The sequence below is a fragment of the Streptomyces antimicrobicus genome (genome assembly GCF_020532625.1).
Lineage (GTDB): Bacteria > Actinomycetota > Actinomycetes > Streptomycetales > Streptomycetaceae > Streptomyces > Streptomyces antimicrobicus.
In genome coordinates this window covers 1-21570 of the sequence record NZ_JAJAUY010000100.1, presented here as the reverse complement: position 1 = coordinate 21570, position 21570 = coordinate 1, and the positions used below count along the sequence as shown (strand labels likewise).

The 21570-nt window shown below is 71.0% G+C and carries 25 protein-coding genes; 14 read left to right on the top strand and 11 right to left on the bottom strand.

Annotation, left to right across the window (positions count from 1 at the left end; genetic code table 11):
- Positions 1-99 precede the first annotated feature (99 nt).
- Together LG632_RS21820 and LG632_RS21815 are read right to left on the bottom strand one after the other, a co-directional pair.
- Positions 100-372, bottom strand: a complete 273-nt coding sequence (locus tag LG632_RS21820) for a hypothetical protein (protein WP_226729108.1) — start codon at positions 370-372, stop codon at positions 100-102.
- Positions 373-571: 199 nt separating this feature from the next.
- Positions 572-1165, bottom strand: a complete 594-nt coding sequence (locus LG632_RS21815) for a restriction endonuclease fold toxin-2 domain-containing protein (RefSeq protein ID WP_226729107.1) — start codon at positions 1163-1165, stop codon at positions 572-574.
- A gap of 641 nt (positions 1166-1806) precedes the next feature.
- On the opposite strand from LG632_RS21815, the gene LG632_RS21810 reads away from it, so the two are divergent.
- The 7 genes from LG632_RS21810 (at position 1807) to LG632_RS21780 (ending at position 7731) form a co-directional block, all read left to right on the top strand.
- Positions 1807-2154 carry a GntR family transcriptional regulator gene (locus tag LG632_RS21810; RefSeq protein WP_226729106.1) on the top strand — a complete coding sequence of 116 codons (348 nt, stop codon included), beginning with the start codon at positions 1807-1809 and terminating at the stop codon, positions 2152-2154.
- On the top strand, positions 2151-3131 hold the full coding sequence (locus tag LG632_RS21805) for a DUF1648 domain-containing protein (RefSeq protein WP_226729105.1): 981 nt from the start codon (positions 2151-2153) through the stop codon (positions 3129-3131). Before LG632_RS21810 ends, LG632_RS21805 begins: the two co-directional genes overlap by 4 nt.
- A gap of 276 nt (positions 3132-3407) precedes the next feature.
- A complete protein-coding gene (locus LG632_RS21800; RefSeq protein WP_226729104.1) occupies positions 3408-4088 on the top strand; it encodes a sporulation delaying protein family toxin in 681 nt (226 codons plus the stop codon).
- A gap of 89 nt (positions 4089-4177) precedes the next feature.
- Positions 4178-4777, top strand: coding sequence for an SdpA family antimicrobial peptide system protein (locus tag LG632_RS21795; protein WP_226729103.1), 600 nt, complete (start codon positions 4178-4180; stop codon positions 4775-4777).
- A complete protein-coding gene (locus LG632_RS21790; protein ID WP_226729102.1) occupies positions 4777-5712 on the top strand; it encodes a sporulation-delaying protein SdpB family protein in 936 nt (311 codons plus the stop codon). The genes LG632_RS21795 and LG632_RS21790 overlap by 1 nt, the downstream gene beginning before the upstream one ends.
- A gap of 50 nt (positions 5713-5762) precedes the next feature.
- Positions 5763-6212 (top strand): hypothetical protein, encoded by a 450-nt coding sequence (locus tag LG632_RS21785; protein ID WP_226729101.1) that lies wholly within the window; start codon positions 5763-5765, stop codon positions 6210-6212.
- A 28-nt stretch (positions 6213-6240) separates the two neighbouring features.
- Positions 6241-7731 (top strand): phytoene desaturase family protein, encoded by a 1491-nt coding sequence (locus LG632_RS21780; RefSeq protein ID WP_226729100.1) that lies wholly within the window; start codon positions 6241-6243, stop codon positions 7729-7731.
- A gap of 386 nt (positions 7732-8117) precedes the next feature.
- Here the strand turns inward: LG632_RS21780 and LG632_RS21775 are convergent, their stop codons facing one another.
- From LG632_RS21775 to LG632_RS21760, 4 genes are all read right to left on the bottom strand, one after another.
- The gene (locus LG632_RS21775; protein ID WP_226729099.1) at positions 8118-8516 is read right to left on the bottom strand and encodes a protease inhibitor I42 family protein; all 399 of its coding nucleotides are present in this window, start codon (positions 8514-8516) and stop codon (positions 8118-8120) included.
- Positions 8517-8743: 227 nt separating this feature from the next.
- A complete protein-coding gene (locus LG632_RS21770) occupies positions 8744-8950 on the bottom strand; it encodes a DUF4287 domain-containing protein (RefSeq protein WP_226729098.1) in 207 nt (68 codons plus the stop codon).
- Positions 8951-9044: 94 nt separating this feature from the next.
- Positions 9045-9356 (bottom strand): DUF998 domain-containing protein, encoded by a 312-nt coding sequence (locus tag LG632_RS21765; RefSeq protein WP_374203536.1) that lies wholly within the window; start codon positions 9354-9356, stop codon positions 9045-9047.
- A gap of 470 nt (positions 9357-9826) precedes the next feature.
- The gene (locus tag LG632_RS21760) at positions 9827-10696 is read right to left on the bottom strand and encodes an alpha/beta fold hydrolase (protein ID WP_226729097.1); all 870 of its coding nucleotides are present in this window, start codon (positions 10694-10696) and stop codon (positions 9827-9829) included.
- A gap of 118 nt (positions 10697-10814) precedes the next feature.
- Between LG632_RS21760 and LG632_RS21755 the strand changes: the two genes are divergently transcribed.
- Both LG632_RS21755 and LG632_RS21750 read left to right on the top strand, forming a co-directional pair.
- Complete coding sequence (locus LG632_RS21755; protein WP_226729096.1) at positions 10815-11399, top strand: TetR/AcrR family transcriptional regulator; 585 nt, start codon at positions 10815-10817, stop codon at positions 11397-11399.
- A gap of 224 nt (positions 11400-11623) precedes the next feature.
- On the top strand, positions 11624-12448 hold the full coding sequence (locus LG632_RS21750) for an NAD(P)H-binding protein (protein WP_226729095.1): 825 nt from the start codon (positions 11624-11626) through the stop codon (positions 12446-12448).
- A gap of 206 nt (positions 12449-12654) precedes the next feature.
- Here the strand turns inward: LG632_RS21750 and LG632_RS21745 are convergent, their stop codons facing one another.
- Complete coding sequence (locus LG632_RS21745; RefSeq protein ID WP_226729094.1) at positions 12655-12978, bottom strand: putative quinol monooxygenase; 324 nt, start codon at positions 12976-12978, stop codon at positions 12655-12657.
- Between the two features lie 135 nt (positions 12979-13113).
- Here LG632_RS21745 and LG632_RS21740 point away from each other — a divergent pair, with 135 nt between their 5' ends.
- Positions 13114-14091, top strand: coding sequence for a GlxA family transcriptional regulator (locus tag LG632_RS21740; RefSeq protein WP_226729093.1), 978 nt, complete (start codon positions 13114-13116; stop codon positions 14089-14091).
- 30 nt (positions 14092-14121) lie between these two features.
- Here the strand turns inward: LG632_RS21740 and LG632_RS21735 are convergent, their stop codons facing one another.
- The 4 genes from LG632_RS21735 to LG632_RS21720 all read right to left on the bottom strand — a co-directional run bounded on the left by LG632_RS21735 (position 14122) and on the right by LG632_RS21720 (position 17060).
- Positions 14122-14598, bottom strand: coding sequence for a cupin domain-containing protein (locus LG632_RS21735; RefSeq protein WP_226729092.1), 477 nt, complete (start codon positions 14596-14598; stop codon positions 14122-14124).
- Positions 14599-15038: 440 nt separating this feature from the next.
- The gene (locus tag LG632_RS21730) at positions 15039-15497 is read right to left on the bottom strand and encodes a carboxymuconolactone decarboxylase family protein (protein WP_226729091.1); all 459 of its coding nucleotides are present in this window, start codon (positions 15495-15497) and stop codon (positions 15039-15041) included.
- Positions 15498-15567: 70 nt separating this feature from the next.
- On the bottom strand, positions 15568-16458 hold the full coding sequence (sigJ, locus tag LG632_RS21725) for an RNA polymerase sigma factor SigJ (protein WP_226729090.1): 891 nt from the start codon (positions 16456-16458) through the stop codon (positions 15568-15570).
- Positions 16459-16565: 107 nt separating this feature from the next.
- Entirely contained in the window at positions 16566-17060 is a 495-nt protein-coding gene (locus LG632_RS21720) for a DUF5994 family protein (protein WP_226729089.1), read from the bottom strand.
- 347 nt (positions 17061-17407) lie between these two features.
- On the opposite strand from LG632_RS21720, the gene LG632_RS21715 reads away from it, so the two are divergent.
- The 4 genes from LG632_RS21715 to LG632_RS21700 all read left to right on the top strand — a co-directional run.
- The gene (locus LG632_RS21715; RefSeq protein ID WP_226729088.1) at positions 17408-18613 is read left to right on the top strand and encodes a PP2C family protein-serine/threonine phosphatase; all 1206 of its coding nucleotides are present in this window, start codon (positions 17408-17410) and stop codon (positions 18611-18613) included.
- A gap of 190 nt (positions 18614-18803) precedes the next feature.
- Positions 18804-19274, top strand: coding sequence for a DUF5994 family protein (locus LG632_RS21710; protein ID WP_226729087.1), 471 nt, complete (start codon positions 18804-18806; stop codon positions 19272-19274).
- 247 nt (positions 19275-19521) lie between these two features.
- The gene (locus tag LG632_RS21705; RefSeq protein ID WP_226729086.1) at positions 19522-19725 is read left to right on the top strand and encodes a cold-shock protein; all 204 of its coding nucleotides are present in this window, start codon (positions 19522-19524) and stop codon (positions 19723-19725) included.
- A 212-nt stretch (positions 19726-19937) separates the two neighbouring features.
- The coding region (locus LG632_RS21700; protein WP_226729085.1) for a DEAD/DEAH box helicase at positions 19938-21570 on the top strand (1633 nt) is incomplete at its 3' end.

The following is a 21570-nucleotide window of genomic DNA, read 5'->3' as shown; positions in this document are numbered from 1 at the left end:
CCCGCCCCCCCCCCCCGGGGGGGTGGGGGGGGGGGGGGGGGGGGGGGCCCGCGGGGGCCCCCCCCACCCCACCGTGGAATGTCGCTGCGACCGGTGGGTTCAGTCCAGCCCAAGGGCTTCGAGGTGGGCGAGGAAGGCCGCGACCAGACGAGGGCGCGTGACCTCGGGGACCGTGGCGTCGGGCAAGTCCTCCTCCAGCCGCCAGGCCCTGTTGAACGTCATCGCCATGCCGTCGGGAACGATGTGCTCTCGCAGCCAGCCGACGAAGTTCGCGGCGGACTGCGCGGTGCAGTCCAGGACGGAGATGCCTTCCGGCTCCAGTCGAGCGAACCCCTCCAGTTCCTCGTCGTCGAGGGTGATGCCGTAGTGCATGAAGGAGCCGCAGATCTGCCCGTGGTTGTCGATGCGGATGAACTCGTCGGGGTCTCACTCCAGCAGCCGGTCCCGGAGTGATTCATACGTCAGGCCTCATGACTGTCCCTCGACGGGCGTGAAGACGTACATGGTGCGGAGTTCGGCGAGCTGCGACGGGTCCACGGTAGGGCTCCTCGGACTGTGCTGGGTGAGCGGTTCAGGGGACGTAGCGGGCGTAGCCCTTGACGCCGTAGGCGGCCATCATCACGCGCCAGTAGGCGACGGAGTCGGCATTGTTGGTGACGGTCTCAACCCCGCGCATCTCTGGGTTGCGGGGGTCGTCCAAGGCGGCGGCGTACTTCCGCAGTTCGTTCCGGTCCGGGTCGAAGAGGAACTCCTTCTTGCCCGTCTGGTGGTTCGTGCGGAGCTCCTCAAGGGAGCGGTAGCACTTCTTCCCCGGGTTGTTGACGCACTTCGCCTCGATGGCCATGCCGTCGCTGTCGCGGAATCCGTCCACCATGAGCGTGGTTCCCTTGCCCGTGCCGGGTGCGATGGGGACCTCGTACTCGGGGTATCCGGCAATGCGCAGCTGGTAGGCGACCTCGGCGGGGCGACCACCGGAAACATCGCCGGCACGAAGTGAGCTCAGCCAGGTCTGGAATTCCTGCTGCTCGGGAGGCGTGAGCGGTGGGAAGCGGGGGTTGGGTGGCGTCGGTGGTGCTGTCGGCTGGACGCGGGGCCCGTTCGCCGGCCGATAGGCGACCGGCACCAGCAAGGGCACTCGCACCAAAGGCGCGAGGAACGGCGGCATCGGTGGGAGGAATCCCCCTCCCTCGGGTTGCGGCACGGGTACGCGAGCTTGGGCGGCGTCCATGGCAGGCGGGATGTTGCCGAGCCGGGCTATGCGCATGTCGCCGGCGACCAGCTCGTGGAGTCCTCCGTCGTGGCCGTCGCCGCCGAGGCGGGGACGTTCCCAGGGGAGCAGCGTCTCTCCCGTGATGGGGCTGGACTCCTCGGGTATTCGCTACAACGCGGTGTCGACGTGATCCGCGTACGCCGCACACGCGTTGGCGATCATCCGACAGGCGGTGGGGAGGTTCGCCCAGGGCTACCCAGCGCTCATCCCGGCCCAGCCTGTAGGCCGTGTCCTGCACCGACCTGGTACGAGGCGAAGAAGACACGGCCTTCGGCCGCGTGATCGGCATAGGCACGGTGACCGAGACGCGTCAGCTCCGCCGCAGAGTCACCCTCTGCGAACGACCGAACCACAACCGGCTCACGACTACCGAGCCGTGTCGACCTGCCGGCCGATGATCTGTCCACGCGATCAAGTATCGGAGGAAGAGGGACCCGCCGCCTGCCGAGCTGCGGCGCGGATGCCGCACCAAGTCACCAAGGACCACGGCAACACCCACACGACATGACACCGATAGTGCTATCGTCACTAGCATCATGTTGCTGAGACTGGACACCACGGACAGTCGCCCCCTTCACGAGCAGGTGGCGGGGGCGATCCGACGGGCCATCGCCGAGGGCGAGTGCGCGCCGGGGCACCGACTGCCTCCTGCGCGGGACTTGTCCCGGGCGCTGGGCGTGAACGCGAACACCGTTCTCCGCGGCCTGCGCGCCCTGCGCGACGAGGGAGTGCTGGAGTTCCGGCGCGGTCGCGGCGTAACCGTCGCCGAGGCCGCAGACCAGCGGGCGCAGCTGCTCGACAAGGCACGGCAGTTGGTGGCCGACGCGGCACACCTCGGGTACAGCAAGAACGATCTCATCGAGATGATCAGGGGGCTTTCGTGACTGACCGTACGAAGACGAACGGTGCCCGGTGGGCGGCGGTGATATGGGCGGTCGGCGTGCTGGCCGTCCTTGCCGCGCTTCCCCTCGTCGCGAACGGGCGACTGCCGGCGCGGCTCGCCACGCACTGGGGGGACGGCGCTCCGGACGGCTCGATGCCGCTGTGGGCAGCAGCACTCTTCCCGGCACTGATCTGGGCCGTCCTGGTTCTCTCGCTGGCTTTCGCCGGGCGGCGGGGTGGCTCGCCCTCAGGAGCGTGGGTCGGGGCCGTACTGCTGTCCGGAGGTGTCTTTCTGGCAGGCACCCAGGCCTCGATCGTGCGGGCCAACCTGGACCGGGCCGACTGGAAGGACGCCGGCTCGGTCGGCACGGGAGTGGTGATCACGGCTATGGCCGCGGTGACGGCGGGGATACTCGGCCGGCTGGCCGGTCGACGCGCAGCGCTGCCCGCCACGCCGGGGCAGCCCGCTGGGGGTGACGTCATGGAGATTCCGGCCGGGGAACGCCGGGTCTGGCTCGCCCGCACGTCGAACCCCTGGCTCCACCTCACCGCCGCGCTCACGGGCCTGGTGGCCGTAGCCGCCGCGGTGGCGGCTGCGGGCGGCCTCCTGATCGGTATGCAGTGGGCGCTGATCACCCCGTTCGCGATCGCCTCACTCCTGGTACTCGCCTGCTCCTCGGTGCAAGCCCGCGTGACCGAGGCCGGTCTGGAGGTGTCCTTCGGCCCACTGGGCTGGCCGGTCCGCCGCTGGGCGGCTCGTGACATCGTCTCGGCGCGCTCCGAGACCCGCTCCCCGGCGCAGGTCGGCGGCTGGGGCTACCGGCTCAGCGGACTGGGCACCACCGTCATGCTCCGGTCGGGCGAGTGCCTGGTCATCCACCCCAGCAAGGGCCCCGAGTTTGCCGTGAGCGTCGATGACGCCGAACGCGGCGCCGCGCTCCTCAATGCCCTCTGCTCGAACCAGCAAACGGACGCATGAGCAAGATCTCTCCGGTCGCGGACTTTACCGCCCGAACCTCACCCGACACCTTCTCAGATTTCGCTCGTCAAGTACCGACGCTCCGGCTGGCCGGAAACATCGGAAGGATTTCCGGAACGCGTCCATCCGTCTGCGGCGGGTGTGAGCGTGACCATATTTGCTCGACGGATGATCGTTTGCTGTGTGAGCATTCGGGAGGCAAGATCACGCGTCGGGGGGCGGATTGACCGCAGGCTTTGCCGTCCCCTGAGCGCCTTTCAAACGAGGGGATTGAAGTTGAACATCAAGCAGCGCGGCATTCTCTTAGTCGCCAGTGCCACGGCCACCGCCCTGTGCGTGGCCGCAGCACCGTCGGCGATCGCCGACCAGGGCGCCGGATCCGCCAAGACCGCCGTGACCGCCGCGGTCGCCTCTCCCGCTTCGGCCACGGTCGACGGTGAGAACGTCTTCCGGGGCCTGTTCTTCGGGCAGGGCCAGGTCGGCAGCGAGCTCGCGAAGCTCGACCTCTTCGCCGAGGCCCGCCAGCACCTCGACAACGACGACCTGGACGAGGTCCGCGCCTCCAACGCCGTGATCGACCTCATCAACAAGCGCTCCCCCGGCTTCTTCGCCGACCTCAGCGCGAAGACCCGTAGCGGAGACCCCCGCCAGGTCGAGAAGGCCGTCACGGACGCACAGAACATGCTGCTGTCCGTGGCGCAGAAGGACGACAAGGCCACCCCGGTCGAGAACGGCCAGCTCTGCGGCGTCACCGTGGCGGTCGGCGCCGCGGTGGTGCACGTCGCCGCCGTCGTCACCGCTGCCGGCGCCGTGGTGACGGTCACCGTCGCCGTGGGTGCCAACTTCGTCAAGGGCAAGAACTGGTTCTGGAGCCCCCAGCCGACGACCGGTGACGGCACCCCGCTGTCCAAGGACGAGGCCGTGGCTCAGGTGACGAAGGCCCTGAAGGCCGCCTGATCAGCAGGTGAGGCGGAGAGGCTCCAGACTCTCCGCCCCACCCCTTGCTGCGTTTCGCGTCCCGGCGGCAGAGGATCCTCCACCACGTCATGAAGAAGAAATTTCGCACTGCCTGTGCCGCATTTACCCGGAGCGGAGCAGGCCAGGTTTCTGTGTCTTTGAAATCGGTCACCATCGCATGTGCCGTCTGGTCGGTGATTGTTCTCTATGCCGTTCAGGAACAGGTCCCCAAGAACGTCATCACCTTGCCAGCGCAAACCAAAGTAAAGCACACGGTCGTCAATATCGCCCCTCAGGGCTGGGCATTCTTCACCAAGTCCCCCCGTGACCCCGAGGTCGTTCCGTACAAGAAAACCCCGGACGGCTGGCAGGCTCTTTCCCTGACCCCTCACGCCTCCCCGCACAACGCGTTCGGCCTGAACCGTGAGTCACGCGCGCAGGGCGTGGAAATCGCCATGCTGTTGTCCGCAGCCCAGAAGTCCGACTGGCGCGACTGCACGGACAGCAGCGAGACCTGCCTGGCGAATGCCGGCAACGTCAGCCGCCGGCTCACGAACGGCACGCCCCATCCGACGCTGTGCGGGACCGTCGGCCTGCTGCAGGAGCGTCCCACGCCGTACGCCTGGCGAGACCTGGTGGCCACGTCCCATTCCCCGGAACGCGTCATGATCCTGGAGGTGACCTGCTGATGCGGCAGCGCACCATCAGCCTCCCCTGGGGAGCCGGCTACGGCCTGGCACGCACCCTCCTCGCCCTCGGCACCTTGGGCACCCTCGCCTTCAGCGACAGCGCGACCCTGTTCCGGGAAGTCGCCACCGTCGGTCAGTACCCGTTGTGCCGGGGCGTCACCGGGGCAGGCGCCTTCTGCCTGGTCTCCCCCGACCACTACGAGACGATGCGGTGGGCGTGCTGCCTCGTCCTGGTCATCGCCGCCAGTGGCTGGCGCCCCAGGTTCACAGCCGTACCGCACGCCTACGTCGCCTTCAGCGTCTTCACCGGCATCTCCATCCCGGACGGCGGCGACCAGATCACCTGGATCCTCGCCCTGCTGCTCGCCCTCGTGGCCCTCGGCGACCCGCGCCGCTGGCACTGGCAACCGCAGCCCACCGAGGGCACCCGACCGACCTGGGCCCTCGTCGGCATCAGCGCGGTCACGATGGCCCGCATCCAGATGTCCGTCCTCTACTTCCAGGCATGCGTCGCCAAACTCCCCCACGCCGAATGGGCCGACGGCAGCGCCCTGTACTACTGGATCAACAACTACGCCTTCGGAGCCCCCGACTGGCTCCGTCCGGCCCTGAACACGGTGATGGACACTCCCGTCGGCGTCGCCGCGCTGACCTGGGGCCCCCTGGTCGTGGAGATTGCGCTGGCGGCCGCGCTGCTCATGCCGCAGAAGGTGCGGTGGGCGCTCCTGCCCGTCGGCGTGCTCTTCCACCTCGGCATTGCCGTCGTCATGGGCCTGTGGAGCTTCGCCTTCGCCATGTGCGCGGGACTGCTGCTGCTCCTCACCCCGTACGGACACGACCCCCGGCTCCCGCGCATACGGCGGAAGCAGATCCGGCACGCCGAACCGGGGCCAGCCACCTCCGAAAAGCCCCTCGAAGAAGCAGTCCACGCCTGATGGGCACGCAGCGTACGACCCTCAGCTCTCCCAACCGAAGGAACCCCGCGATGCGTTCACGCACCCTGAAGGCCCTCGCCGTCACCCTCGCGTCGGCCGCCGCCGTACTGCTGGCCGGATCCCCGTCGTCGGCAGCCGGCGTACCGTGGTCGGCCGCGCACGGCACCGCCACCGCCGCCGGCACCCGATGGCTGGAGAAGGGGGCCGGCATCCTGTCCTCCACACTCGTCGTGGAAGGCGAGCTGAAGAACACCGGTCCCGGCTGCTACTCGCTCTGGACCATGACGGTCCACGACCTCGCCCCCGGACCGGCCCGCAAGGTCGCCACCCAGTGCGGACCGGGCACCAAGCCCGTCAGCTTCAAGACCTACTACGCCCCCACCACCACGGGCTACGTCCACGTCTGCAAGGACGACGCGGCCCGCGACTGCGGCCAGCAGACATCAATCACCACCTGGCCGATCCGGAAGCCCGTCCCGGCGGCGGCCACCGCCGAATAGCCGAACGCCACGCCAGGAAGGAGAGGCCATGGCCCCGGACGCGGTGATCGTCGGCACAGGCCCCAACGGCCTCACCGCCGGCGCCACCCTGGCACGAGCCGGCCTCTCAGTGGAGTTGTACGAGGCGGGGGCCACCATCGGGGGAGGGCTGCGCACAGAGTCCCTCTTCGACAGCGACATCCAGCACGACATCTGCGCAGCCGTCCACCCGATGGCCCTCGCCTCCCCGTTCTTCAAGGCATTCGGACTCCAGGAACGCGGAGTGGAAATGCTGCACGCCCCCGCCTCCTACGCACACCCGCTCCCCGGCGGAGCCGCGGGGATCGCCTACCACGACCTGGACGCCACCCAAGCCGGCCTCGGACCCGACGGCCGACGCTGGCGGCGCCTCATGCGGCCCCTGCTCCAGCACTCCGACGGCATCGTCGATCTCCTGCTGTCGGACCAGCGTTCCCTCCCCCGCGACCCGGTCGCAGCCCTCCTGCTGGCCCGCCGGGTCCTCGCGCACGGAACACACCTGGCCTCAGCCACGTTCGAGACGGAGGAAGCCAAGGCACTCCTGACCGGCGTGGCCGCACACGCGGTGGGCAGGCTCCCCTCACTCACCGCAGGAGCGGTCAGCATGCTCCTGGGCCACCTGGCACACGGCACCGGCTGGCCGGTCCCCCGCGGCGGGAGCGCCCGCATCGCCGACGCCCTGACGGCGGAGATCACCGCGCACGGCGGCACCTTCCACACCGGCCGACGGATCTCGGACCTCGCCGAACTACCCCGGTCGAGAGCGGTCCTCCTGGACGTCAGCCCCAAAACCTTGGTCCGCATCACCGCCGGGCGTCTCCCCACCCGGTACCGACGAGCGCTGGCCCGCTACACGTACGGTCCCGGCGCCGCCAAGGCGGACTTCCTCATCACCGAGCCCGTTCCGTGGACCAACCAAGCCGTCGGCCAGGCCACCACCGTCCATCTGGGCGGCACCCAGGCCGACATCTTCCGCAGCGAGACCACGACCGCGGCCGGCGTTCTCGCCGACGAACCGTTCGTTCTCGTCGTGGACCCCGTCGTCGCCGATCCAGAACGTGCACGCCCCGGGAAGTACCCGTTGTGGGCATACGCCCACGTGCCCAACGGCGACACCACCGACCCGATCGAACTGATCACATCCCAGATCGAGCGGTACGCCCCCGGTTTCCGCGACACCGTCATCGCGCAGCGGGGGACCTCCGCCGCCCAGTACGAGGAATACAACCCCAACTACGTTGGAGGGGACATCGGCACCGGCGCCATGACCATCCGCCAATCGCTCCTACGGCCGGCCCCCCGCACGAACCCCTATCGCGTTCCCCTCCCCAGCGTATATCTGTGCTCAGCCGCAACACCACCCGGCCCGGGGGTGCACGGCATGTCCGGCTACTACGCCGCCCTCGCAGCGCTCCACCACGAGTTCGGCATCCGCGGACGCCCGTCGCTCGGTCCCGTACGAGATTTCGGCAGCACCACTCGCGCCGACATGGCCCCGTAGGTCGTCCACCGCTTGCGGGCGCGAAGCGGGCCAGGCCCAAGCTGGCTGGTCACTCCAAAGCCGCGACCTACGAGCCCCCGACAACCTCTTGTCTTCGCCCTCCGCCGAGCGCGTGCCCCATCCGTGCCCTTCAGGGCGGTAAACAGCGGTCATCACGGGCGCGGACAGCACCTGGCGCGATGCCCGCGAACAGGCCGTATCCGCAGGTCAGAAGCCACATGGATGGCCTGAGCAGCGTTGATTCCCAAGCTTATAGCTCGGGTTCGATTCCCGTCATCCGCTCCATAGCAAAGCCCCAGGTCAGCGACCTGGGGCTTCGTCGTTGTCCCGCACCTTGCACCGCCTCGGCCGGGGCCCGGGTCCGAGGGCGGGCTTCTGCCCCACCTCTACTCCACGTTGATGACGACTTTCCAGGTCTTGCTGACGAAGGGGCAGACGGCGGGCAAGGTGGCCGTGCATGTTTCGAATGCGGTGATATCGCTGGGACCGGGCCCGACAGCCTCGAACGTGGCGGTGGAGCCGCCCTCCGGTGTTTGTCGACTCTCCACCCTTTCCAGGGTGAGGACGTTGGATGCCGTGATCGTCGACCACAGGTACCGCTGACCGGTGCCGGAGTCGGCGGTCAGCGTGACCTTGATCCTGTCGCCGACCACGACCGCCTTGATCGTCCCGTCGTCCGCGTTGGTGAGCTCGTAGGTGTCGGCGTGCGCAGGCAGCGCGGTCGCCACCACCATCGCGGTGGCGGACACTACGGCGGCGGACAACGGGCGGATCCTCGAGGTCATCGTGAACGTCTCCCTGGAGCGAAAGGACTGCCGCCAGGAAACTCTCCGGCACCGGTTTTCCGTAAACGCCTTCTTTCGAGGGGGTCCACTCGACGAATTCAAAGGGTTTTATGCAATTCACTCCGGTCGATGTGCGAAGACCATGACCGTCACACACCGGCCGGCCCCCGGCGTTCGCTTTCGCCCGCGCCCCTCGCGTCCTGTACGGGACCTCATGCGGCGTCAGGTCAGCCGGCCTCGGCGAGGGTGTGGGCGACCAGGGCGTTGGCGTGGCCGTGGCCGAGGCCGTGTTCGGACTTGAGCCAGGTGACCAGTTCCATGTGCTTGGTCAGCGGGGAGGAGCGGATGAGGCCCTTCCATTCGGCGATCGGACGGCCGTACTTCTTCTCGATGGACGGGAAGTAGCTGGCAGGACCCTTCACGGTGTCGGTCATGGATGCTCCGGTTTCGTATCGTGATGATCTTGAACGTATGGTGCCGGACGGACCGGCGTCGGTCAGCGGTCGGCCAGGCGAGCCGTCACCGCGCTCAGCCACAGCAGGCCGAGGCCGGCGCCGGGCCGCCGTACAGCGCCCGCCGCAGGCCGGTCGCGCCGGCGATCAGCGGCGCGCCGGTGAGCACGAAACTCGCCGTCTGGATCCAGCCCGCCTCGCCGAGGGCGAGCTGGCTGATCGCATGCCGGGTGAAGTCGAAGCCGTCCCGTGCGAAGCCCTGGGCGAGCCCGGCCGCCAGGAACAGCGGGCCTGCCACCGCAGCGCCGACCAGGGCCCAGCGCGCCGTGGGTCGCGTGTGGGGTGCGGCGGACCGGGCGTGGCGGGGTGCGGTGAGCATGTCGGTCATAGCGGGTCTTCCTCGCTCCGTGGTGGTCGCCTTTGAGACCGACGGCACGGAGAAGAGTCATCGCTCCCGCCGATGTGTACTGGATCACATGTCGGTCGGGACAGCCTCTCGCTCGCGGCGCGCCGTCCGAAGGCGCGTGCCCCAACGTGCCCGTAGAGGCGGTGAACAGCGGACAACAAGGGAGCCGAAGCGGGGGAAAGAGACAGCGCCAACTGGCGTTTCCGCTGGTCAGAAGGTGTTCGGAGGCCCTAGCGCCGGGTGGTTCCCAAGCTTGTGGCGCGGCTTCGCCCCCTCATCCGCTCGTGAGCGAAGGCCCAGGTCAGAGACCTGGGCCTTCGTCGTGTCGTGCCGCGGAGGTCGCGGTCTTCATGGGCGTGGGGATGCCGCACCGGACCTCATGCGGCGTCAGGCGGGGGGCCGTCCGGAGCGCGTGGCATCGGGAGGGGTGCTCCGGCGCGGCGCGGGGGTGCTCAGCGGGCCAGGAAGGCGAGGATGCGGCGGTTGACCTCCTCCGGCTTCTCGGAGAGGAGGAAGTGGCCGGCGCCCTCGATCATCGCGCCGTCCGATCCCGGCGGCAGCATGGAGACGAGGTCGGCGAGCGTCGCCTCGTCGACCACGGGGTCCTCGGTCCCGTGGAGGTACAGGGTGGGCTGGGAAGGCAGCTTGTCCAGCACGCGGGCCATCTCCCATTGCGGGGTGCCGAACGTCGCGGCCGGGAAGTTCTGCCGGTAGAGCTCAAGGCCGAGGTGGAGCCTCTCCGGTGTGTCGAGTCCCTCCTTCATCGCCTTGCGGTCCTCGGTGGAGTCGTAGCCGGGGACCTTTCCCGTCCAGTGGTTCCAGAGCCAGTCGAGGTAGGCGAGGTCGTTGGCCGCGACGAGCTGGTCGGCCACGGCCATCTGGAAGAAGTAGAAGTGGACGTACCGCTCGATCCGGTCGGGATCCGCGCTGTCGCGGGCGTAGAACTCCAGGGGCGGGACGTCGTTGACGACTATCTTGGCCCACCGCTCGGGTGCGGCCGCGGCGGCGCCCCAGGTGGTGAAGCCGCCCCAGTCATGGCCGATCAGCACGGCGTCCGAGCCGCCGCCGAGCGCCTCGTGCAGGCCGTTGGCGTCGGCGATCAGGTCGGGAAGGCGCATGCTGCCGTCCGGCGGCACCTGGGACGGGGCGAAGCCCCGCATGGTGGGGACCACGGCACGGTAGCCCGCCTCGGCCAGGGCGGGCATGAGGTAGCGGTACAGCCTGGGGGTGTCGAAGCCGTGCAGCATCAGGGCCAGCGGCCCTTCTCCCGCTTCGACGTAGGCCAGGTCAAGGCCGTTGACGGTGATCCGCTTGTGTTCCACCTTCAGCTCCTCGTCTTCGAGAACCTCTAAAAAGAACGTTCTAACCAGCCGCAAGCTAGCACGGCGCTCCGGCGGTCCACAGGCTAGAACGAACGCTCTACCCAGTAGGCTCTGCCGCATGGCGAAATCACCACAGCCGGGCACCCGGGAGCGCATCGTCCACGCGGCCTCCCTGCTGATGCAGCGGCAGGGGTACGAGGGGACCGGCATCAAGCAGATCGCCCAGGAGGCCGAGGCCACGCTCGGCTCCGTCTACCACTTCTTCCCCGGCGGGAAGCAGGCGGTGGGCGTGGCCGCGGTCCAGCACGCCGACCAGGAGTTCGCCGACCTGCTGTCGGCGGCACTGTCCGAAGAGGCCGACCCGGCGAAGGCCATCGCCGCCTGCGCCCGCGCGCTCGCCTGCCACCTGCGCGACTCCGGATGGGTGGACGGCTGCCCGATCAGCGCGACCGCGCTGGAAACCACCGGACGGGTCCCCGCGATCGAGCAGGCCGTCAACCGAGCCTTCCAGCACTGGCGGGACATCGTGGCGGACACGCTTCGCGGCGCCGGGTTCCGGGAGAGCGACGCGCACGACCTGGCCACCACCGTCATCAGCACCCTCGAAGGCGCCGAGCTCACCGCTCAGGTCTTCAAGAGCGAGACACCGCTGACGGTCGCGGGCGAGCACCTGGCCCGGCTCATCAATTCCTACAAGGGGTGAGATCCGGCCCCGCGCCGACCTCGCGAAGAACCCGCCCGAACGGCTGCGGCGGCCGGCCGCCGGGCACCGGCCCACCGCCTTAGGACTCCCGCGCCGGATCCGTCGGGAAAGCGGACAGGATCCGACCTACATGCCGCCTACTGTCGTGTGCGGCCAGGCAGCAGAGAGGTCGGGTCACCGCTCGGTGCGGTGCTCGCCCCGGCAGACGACAGGCAAGGAGCGACGTGACAGTTCTGGTGACCGGCGCGACAGGAACCCTGGGGCGCCACGTGGTCGAGCGACTTCGCCGAGCCGGACAGGCGGTTCGCGCCCTCACGCGCACCCCGGACGAGGCGACAGGTCTGCCCGACGACGTCGAAGTGGTGGGCGGCGACCTCACCGAGCCGCACACGCTGGCAGCGGCTCTCCACGGAGTGTCCGCCCTGCACCTGCTCGGAGCCACCGGGCACGACCACGCTCCGTTGCGTACGGGGCCGCAGATCATGGCGATGGCCGCCGAGGCGGGTGTGCGGCGGCTGACGGTCCTGTCGGTGGGCGAAGGAGGAGAGCTGCAGGAAGCCGTGCGCGACAGCGGCCTGGAGTGGACGTTCATCTGGCCGATCGACTTCATGTCCAACACGTTGGGATGGGCTGAGGTCATCCGCGGTGCGGCGGAGGTCCGCGAGCCGTACGCGCATCGCCGGACCGCTTCGGTCGACGAGGCGGACGTCGCCGACGTGGTGGCCACGGTGCTCACCCGGGGCGGCCACGCGGGAAGGAGCCTCGTCGTGTCGGGGCCCGAAGCGCTCACGCCGGCCGACAAGGTGGCAGCCATCGCGGCGGCGACCGGTCGTGAGATCCGCTTCACCGAGCTGACCGACGACCAGGCACGCCGGGAGTGGCGGGCGGAGGGCTGGCCCGAGGAAGGCATCGAGTTCATGCTGCACATGTGGGCGACCGTGCCCGAGACGGTGGCCGCCGTGACGTCGGCGGTCGAGGACGTCGTCGGCCGTCCGCCGCGGACCTTCGCCCAGTGGGTCGCCGCACACGCCGACGCCTTCCGCCCCTGACGGGACTCCCGTGATCGACCGCGCGGTCCGGGCGCCTGCCGCACCGCGTGGCGCGCCTTCGGTTCCCGTCGGCCGCTCGTGAACGAAGGCCCAGGTCAGCGACCTGGGCCTTCGTCGTTCTCCAGACCTGTCGGTCCCCGCCGCGCCCTCCGCGCGCCCCGGACTGCCGGGGCGGAGGGCGCCGGAAGGCTCTCAGGTCGGGCGGATCAGGAGAGCTTCGCGGCCAGGATGTCGACGCTCAGGATCTCGGGGGCCTCGGCGAGCAGCTGAGGGGCCTGCTCCATGAGCGCCGCCGCGATCTTGCCCTGGAGGTGTGCTCGGCGGTCCTCCTCGGTGCCGAAGGCGTCGAAGATGCCGAAGGTGGTGGGGCCCAGGCGCAGCGCGAACCAGACGGTGGTGCCGGCCTCTTCCCGGGCCAGGGCGAGGGCGCCGGTCAGGAGTTCCTCGACCTCGCGGACGTACTCCGGCTTGGCCTCGATGCGGGCGAGCAGGCCGATGCGGGTGGTCTCGGGGACAAGGGCGTTGGTCACGGAGTGCTCCTCGGTGCGTGGTGGGTGCGGGGCGAACCGGTGGGGTGGCACGCCGCCGTGCGATGTGATCACCGTACGAACGCCCGAGGGGCTCAGGTCAGTGGCGGATCCGCCGGATGACTTACCGTTTCCGACATGAGGATTTCGGTACTGGTCATGGACGACCTCTTCGACTCCGGGCTGGCCACGGTCCTCGACGTCCTGCAGATGGCCAACGAACTCCGGGAGGAGCTGCCCCACCCCCCACCGCGCTGGGAACTGACCCGCGTCAGCGGGCGGGGCGCCGTCCGTACGGCCTCCGGGCACGTGGTCGAAGCGCAGTCGGCCGGTGACGGGCCCCGGCCCGACCTCCTCGTCGTGCCCGGCGCCGGCCCCAAGCAGCCCGCGCCTCTCCTGGACTGGGTGGCCTCCCCCGAACGCGAGCCCGAACGCGAGGCGCTCCGGCGGGCCCGGGCCGAGGGCATCCCCCTGGCCGCGGCCTGCACGAGTACGTTCCTGCTCGCCGAGGCAGGGGTGCTGGACGGGCTCACCGCCACCACCAGTTGGTGGCTGGCCCCGGCCTTCCGGCAGGCGTTCCCCCAAGTCGCCCTGGCAGAAAGTCACATGCTGGTCCATGCCCCGGGGGTGACCACGGCCGGAGCCGCCATGGCGCACCTCGACCTCGCCCTCGCCCTGGTGCGGCAGGCGAGCCCGGCCCTCGCCGACCTCACGGCCCGCTACCTCGTGGTCGACGACCGCCCCACACAGGCCGGTTACGCCATTCCCAGCCACCTCGCCCGCACCGATCCCACCGTCAGCGCCTTCGAGAGCTGGGTCCGCGCGCACCTCGACCAGCCCCTGCGGATGGCCGATGCGGCCCGGGCGGTCGGCGCGAGCGAGCGGACCCTGCAACGCGCCGTGGACAAGGTCCTCGGCGTCTCGCCCCTGCGGTTCGCGCAGACCATCCGGCTCGAACAGGCCGCCCACCTGCTGCGCACCACGGACCTGCCCACGGAGGCCGTGGCCCGCCGCGTCGGCTACGAGAACGCCTCCACGCTCACCACCTTGCTGCGCAAGCGCCTCGGCGCCACCCCCGGCCACCTCCGCAACGGAACCGCGCCCGCCGGCGCCTAGGCCGCCACGGTCGCGGCAAGGCCTCGCCGGTCAGGCGTGCTCGTCCGACGGCTGCTGGGCGGGCTGGACCGACCAGCTCGGCGGCTCGTCGTCGCCCGAGTCCTCGTCGCGCTCCGCGTCGGCGGCCGTCGCCTGGATCTTGCCCGCCGCGTGGTGGACCGGCGCGTACACGGCGTACAGCTGGAGGGCCTCGTCACCGATGTTGGTGACGTTGTGCCACGTGCCGGCGGGTACGAAGATCGCCCAGCCGTCCTCGACCTCCCGGTCGAAGTCGAGGCGGTCCTTCGCCGGGCCCATCTGGACGCGGCCCCGGCCTGCGTCGAGTCGGAGGAACTGGTCGGTCTCCGGGTGCGCCTCCAAGCCGATGTCCTCACCCACCGGGATGGACATGAGGGTCAGCTGAAGGTACTTCCCGGACCAGGCGACCGCGCGGTAGTCCGTGTTCTCGAGCGTCGCTTTCTCAAGGTCGAAGCTCTGCGGGTCCGGCCCGATGTCCTTGATGGTCATGCTTCACTCCCGGGTCGAGGAAGGCGGTACGCGGTACGCGGCCGCGGCCCCTGCCGCAGCCCGCCGTGCGTGGGAATCTCCGGACCAGCACGACTCCTGCCGACCCTAACGCCTGACCTCGGACCCAGGTCACTCGTCGGGCTCGGTCGGATTCCGCGGCGGTCGGCGCCCGTGGGCGCGCGGACGCGAACACCGTGCTGCGCGGCCCGCGCGCCCTGCGCGACGGGCCGCAGACCAGCGGTCCCCACTGCTCGATCCGACGGGTCAGTCGGTGGCCGATGCGGCACACCTCGGATACAGCAGGAACGAGCTCATCGAGATGATCAGGGGCCCCTCGGGCAGCGTCGGGTCCGGACGAGGATGCCGGCGAGGTGGAGTGCGGCCTCGGCGGCCCCCGCCTGGGGCGGGGCCGCCGAGGCGCGCCGATGCCATGGTCGAGGTCAGCTCTCGACCGGGTACCGGCTGGTGATCGCGACGCGGTTGAACGCGTTCATCAGGGTGGCGAGCCAGGCGACGGCCGAGACCTGGTCCGTGGTGAGCACGGCCGCGGCAGCGTGGTGGTCCCCGTCGCTGACGTGTCCGTCCGACACGCGTGTCACCGCCTCGGTCAGACGCAGGGCGGCCCGCTCGGTCTCGGAGAAGTAGCCGGTCTCCTCCCATCCGGGCAGGACGGCGATCCGGTCGGGGCTCTCGCCCTTCTTCAGGGCGTCGCGGCTGTGCATGCGCAAGCAGAACGCGCAGCCGTTGATCTGGGAGACCCGGATCTTCAACAGCTCGACCAGGAGCGGGTCCAGGCCCGCTGCGGCAGCGGCCTCCTCCACCTCGGACGACAGGGCGATGAGGGCCTTGTAGGCGGCCGGGTGCTGCTTGCCGATGTTGACTCGCTGGGGGGCGTTCATCGTTCCTTCGATTCGTCGCTGGTCTGCTGTCTCATCAGGGAGACGACACAGCCCCTTCGGGTGTGACAGCTCAGACGCGCACGAGTTTGTCGGGATTGACGACCCGGCGGTACGCGGTGATCAGACCGTCCGCGATCTGGACCGTGTCCACGCAGTGGACCCGCCCCCCGCGGTGGAGCACCAGGGCGAGCTCGCCGCCGACCTCGGCGAAGTCGATACGGTCCGCATGCCACTGGCGCCCCACACGCACCATGACCTCGGCGATGCGCTCACCGCCGTGGATGGGCTTGCGCGCCGCGGACACATTGCCGCTGCCGTCGGTGACGAAGACGGCGTCCGGGTGCAGGAGCCTGACCAAGCCGGCCAGATCCCCGGCCTCGTACGCGGCGCGGAACACCCCGAGGACATGCTCGCGCTCCGCCTTCGACGCCTGCGGCACGGACTGCTTCGCCTTGGCCACCCGCCGTCGCGCCCGCGAGGCGAGCTGCCGGGCGCCCGGCACGGAGACGTCCAGCACTTCGGCGATCTTGCCGAACTCCAGACCGAAGACGTCGTGCAGGACGAAGGCCACCCGCTCCGACGGGCTCAGCTCCTCCATGATCAGCAGCATCGCCGAGCCGACCGACTCGTCGACGAGTACCGGCTGCGCCGCGTCCGGCCCCGTCAGCAGCGGCTCCGGCAGCCACGGCCCCACATAGGTCTCCCGACGTACACGGGCACTCTTGAGAATGTCGTACGAGCGCCGCGCGGCCACCGTCACCAGCCAGGCCCGCAGGTCGCCGACGTCCCGCAGATCCGCTCCGGCCGCCCGCAGCCACACGTCCTGGGTCACGTCCTCGGCATCGGCCACACTCCCCAGCAGCCGGTACGCCGCGCCGAAGACCGCGGGCCGGTGGCTCTCCCATCCGGCTCCGAGGGAGTCGTCCTCCTCGGACCGCACGGACCCGTGCCCGTCACCCATGCAGATCGCACCCTCCTCCGGCTCGCCGATCCAGCGTAGCCACCCGAGCCGGCGCCCCCGCCCACCGCTTCCTCGTCCGGACCGGACGCTGACCGGAGAGACGGGCCCTACGGGGCTGCGGCGTGGGGGAGTTCGGCGAGGAGGATCTCGGCGGCCTCGGTGACGTTGTCGGCGTGGACGGCGCGGGCCATGGCCGTGCGGGCGGCCTCGGACGAGGTGGCGGGCGGGACGACCATGAGGGAGAAGTGGTCGGTGTCGCCGCGGGTGATCAGGACGGTGTCGTCGCCGACGGGGAAGGAGTCGAGGTGCACGACCCGGTCGTCGACGACCAGGCGGGTCGGGATGCCGTTCCAGGCGGAGGCGTCCAGGCCGACCCGGGTGATGGGCCCGAGGTGCTCGGTCAGGGCGGTGATCAGCGGCGGGAGCTCCCGCTCGACGTCACGCGAGCGGGGCCACCACGCGCCGTCGAGGAGGCTTTGCCGGGACCCCGTCGTCTCCAGCCGGAGCAGCGCGGTGCCCGGTCCGACGGCCCGGTGGACCTCGTCCGGCAGGAGGCGTGGCGGCGTGGGGACGTGGTGAGGGGAAGTGCCTGCGTCGGTCATGGTCGGTCCGTCCGTCCACGGGTGGTGCCGCTGCCGCCCGGACCGGTGCCGCGGCGGACGCCGGGCCGGTGGGCGGGGCGGCGGCCCCGTGCTTCCACCGTACTCCGGGAGGACCCGCGCACGCGCCGCTGCCCGCCGAGGAACCGAGCGGTGCCGGGGCGTCGGACGTACCGCCCCTCGGTGGGCCGTGAGCCGGCGGCCGGAGGCAGCGGGCCGGCGGGCCGGCGGGTGTGCGTGGCGGGGGCGGGGGGCGCGGAGGATCCTGGAAGCCGTACCGCGATGCCGTCGGATCCGGCCCACCGGCACCGGCCCCGGTCGTCGCCCCGCCGCCCGCCTGGAGGTCCCCGATGCCCGTCGGACGGTACGCGGACCGGGATCCCGACCGCTCGGAGAGCTTCGCGGAGAGGCTGCTGGGCGGGCTCCTGGACCACGCCCACGCGCTGCCGCCCGACCGGGTGGGGCCGGCGCTCGCCGACGCGGTCGCCCGGCTCGGCGGCCGGCAGGTGCAGATCCTGCTCCAGGACTACGGGCAGCAGCGGCTGGTCCCCCTCGCCGGGGACGGTCTGGAGGGCGGCGATCCCCTGCCCATCGACGGTTCGGCGGCCGGCCGGTGCTTCCTGACCGCACGCCCGGTCGAGGTGGCACTGGCCGACGGGGTGCGGGTCCACGTGCCGCTGCTGGACGGCGGCGACCAGGCGGGGGTGCTCGCCGTCACCCTGGACGCGGTCGACGACGACGACCGCCGCATCCTGCGCAGGCTCGCGGCCCTGGCCACCGACACGATGCAGACCAAGAACGGCTACACCGACCTCTTCTTCCGCACCCGCCGCGGTGAGCCGATGAGCGTCGCCGCGGAGATCCAGTGGTCGCTGCTGCCGCCGCTGGCCATGGTCATGCCGCGCGTCGCGGTCGCCGGCGTCCTGGAACCCGCCTACGACGTGGCCGGCGACAGCTTCGACTACGCCCTGAACGGCGACGTCCTCCACCTCGCCATGATCGACGCCATGGGCCACGGCCTGGACGCGGCGACCATGGCGACCGTCGCCATCGGCGCGTACCGGCACGCCCGCCGCACCAGCGTCGAGCTCTCCGAGATCTACCTCTTCATGGACCGGGCCGTCGCCGAGCAGTTCGCCCCCGACCACTTCGTCACCGCGCAGATGCTGCGGCTCGACACCGGCACCGGCCGCCTGCAGTGGGTCAACGCCGGACACCCCGCCCCCATGCTGATCCGCGACCACCGCGTCGTACGCCGCCTGCACAGTCCCACCACCCTCCCCGTCGGCTTCGGCGGGGACCAGCCGCAGGTCAGCGAGGTGACACTGCTGCCCGGGGACCGGATCCTCTGCTTCACCGACGGGCTGGTCGAGGAACACGCCGGCGGGCAGGAGGAGTTCGGGGAGGACCAGCTGATCGACTGGGTCCACCAGCTGGACCGGGCCGACCGGGGGGTACGGGCCGTGGCGCGCGACCTGTCGCACACCCTCGGGCGGGCCCGCGGCGGGACCACCACCGACGACGCGACCCTCGTCCTCGTCGAATGGCGCGGATGACCGGCCCCGCGCACGTCCCGCGCCGCGACCGACCGGAGAAACAACCCCGGCCGAGGGCCCCGTCCGGCTCCGGAGCGGAGTACGTTGGAGGTACCGGGAGCACCTCGTACACCCGCCCCCACGCGGACGTCGTTCCCGGCGATCACTAGGCCGGGGCGCCCGCGGGCGCCCCGGGGACGGGTCCCGGTCCATGACCCCCAGCACCGCTCCCACCCGCCTGATACGACTGGCCCTCACCCCCACGACCTCGATGGCAGGCCTGCTGGACGGCGCCTGGTGGCCGTACACACGCGATCTCGCCACCGAGTTGCCGCCCCTCGTGGACGCGCTGCGCGACCGCTGGGGACGCGTCACCCGCATCACCGCGAACCCCGCACCGTGGCCCGTCGCGCCGTACCGGGTCCCGGTCGGCGAATACGCCGTGCACGTGGGCTGGTTCACCGGTCAGGACCTCGACACGATGATCCTGCTCTCGTACAGCCTCGCCCGCTGCGATCTGCTCGTGGTCCCGCCCGAGACCGAACCGGCCGCCGCCGCGCGCCTGATGGCCGCCGCGTCCACCCCGGGCAACCTCCACACCACGGACACCCTCATGGCCGACGAGACGGACGGCGGCCGCCGCGACCCGCGGAATATCTCCATTCGCGGGAAGAGGTTTTAGCCGCTCCCGCCCGGAGAGTTTTTACCGGCGACACGGAGAAGAAAATTATCGACGCGCACGGGCGGCGGCGACGTGCTACTGTCGAAATCAGTTGCAGTTTTGGTACCCAGACTTCAAGCACCTCCGCCGGCCGTCCGCCGCACGGAAGTGCTTTGTATTTCCGGTCATTTTCCGGCAGGGCATCATCGCGGCGACACGGCATCCGTACGGTACGGATGCCGGCGTACTGCCCCTAAGGAGACATGACATGACGACTGGCACCGTGAAGTGGTTCAACGCGGAAAAGGGTTTCGGCTTCATCGAGCAGGACGGTGGCGGCCCTGACGTGTTCGCCCACTACTCCAACATCGCCAGCCAGGGCTTCCGCGAGCTCCGGGAAGGCCAGAAGGTCTCCTTCGACATCGCGCAGGGCCAGAAGGGCCCGACCGCCGAGAACATCGTTTCGGCCTGACGCCGACGCGTCACACACAGCTGACGCGTCACACGTAGCTGGGGCCCGCATCCCTCGGGGTGCGGGCCCCAGCTGCATGCGTGCCGACAGTGCGCCGCCTCCGGTCAGGCCGTCTGCCGCTCGCATTTCATTCGGCCCGTGCCCGTGATTACCGACGCCGCCCGTCCGCGGCCGGAATTCCTCGATACGTGCCGCATCAAGGAAGGTTCTGAATGAACCCCGCACGCACGAACGGCCGTTCCTCCCGCACCCGCCGCGTCGCTCCGTCCGCACCGAGCCGATCGGGATCTCCGGGTCGTTTCGGCGGAGGCGGCCGACGGCCCGCCCCCGCACAGGGCGAATTCGCCCCGCCCAAGACGGTCACCCCGGCGCTGCCCTCCGTCGAGAGGTTCGCCGACCTGGCCCTGGACCGGCGCCTGCTGGCCGCGCTCGCCGTACAGGGCGTGTCCGTCCCGTTCCCCATCCAGGGCGCGACGCTGCCGAACTCCCTGGCCGGCCGTGACGTCCTCGGCCGCGGCCGGACCGGCTCCGGCAAGACCCTCGCCTTCGGCCTCTCCCTGCTCGCCCGCACCGCCGGGCAGCCCGCCGAGCCGCACCGGCCGCTGGCGCTCGTCCTGGTGCCCACCCGGGAACTCGCGCAGCAGGTCGCCGACGCCCTCACTCCCTACGCCCGCGCCGTGAAGCTGCGCCTGACCACCGTCGTCGGCGGCATGCCGATCCGCCGGCAGGCGAACGCGCTGCGCGGGGGCGTCGAGGTCGTCGTGGCCACCCCCGGCCGCCTCAAGGACCTCGTCGACCGCGGTGACTGCCGCCTGGACCGGGTCTCGATCACCGTCCTGGACGAGGCGGACCAGATGGCCGACATGGGGTTCGTACCGCAGGTCACGGCGCTCCTGGACCAGGTCCGCCCCGAGGGCCAGCGGATGCTGTTCTCCGCGACGCTGGACCGCAACGTCGACCTCCTGGTCCGCCGCTACCTCACCGATCCCGTCGTCCACTCCGTGGACCCCTCCCAGGGCGCGGTCACCACGATGGAGCACCACGTCCTCCATGTGCACGGCGCCGACAAGCACCGGCTGACGACCGAGATCGCGGCGCGCGACGGCCGGGTGATCATGTTCCTGGACACCAAGCACGCCGTGGACCGCCTCACCGAGGACCTCCTCGGGTGCGGCGTGCGGGCCGCCGCCCTGCACGGCGGGAAGTCGCAGCCCCAACGCACCCGCACCCTCTCGCAGTTCCGGACCGGGCACGTCACCGTCCTGGTCGCGACGAACGTCGCCGCGCGCGGCATCCACGTCGACCACCTCGACCTCGTCGTCAACGTGGACCCGCCGGCCGACCACAAGGACTACCTCCACCGCGGCGGCCGTACCGCCCGGGCCGGCGCGTCCGGCAGCGTGGTCACCCTGGTCACCGCCGACCAGCGCCGGGCCATGACCCGCCTGATGGCCACCGCCGGCATCGTGCCCGAGACCACCCGGGTCCGCTCGGGCGAGGAGGCGCTCGCCCGGATCACCGGCGCGCGCACCCCGTCCGGCGTCCCGGTGACGATCGCCGCGCCGCCCGCCGACCGGCCCGAGCGGGCCGGGCGGGGCGAGCGGGCCGGGCGGGCCGGGCGCGACGCGGCCTCCCGCGGTCGACGCCGTCCCCGTGCCACCCCGGCGGCACGGCGGGCCGCCGGGCGGCGTTCCGCCGGCGCGGCGGCCGGAGCCCCCCGCCCCCCCCCCCCCCGCCCCCACCCCCCCCCCCCCCCCCCCCCCCCCCCCCCCCCCCCCCCCCCCGGCCCCCCCGGCCCGGCCGGCGGGCCCGGCCCCGACGCCGCCCAGGACCGCGGCTGGCTGC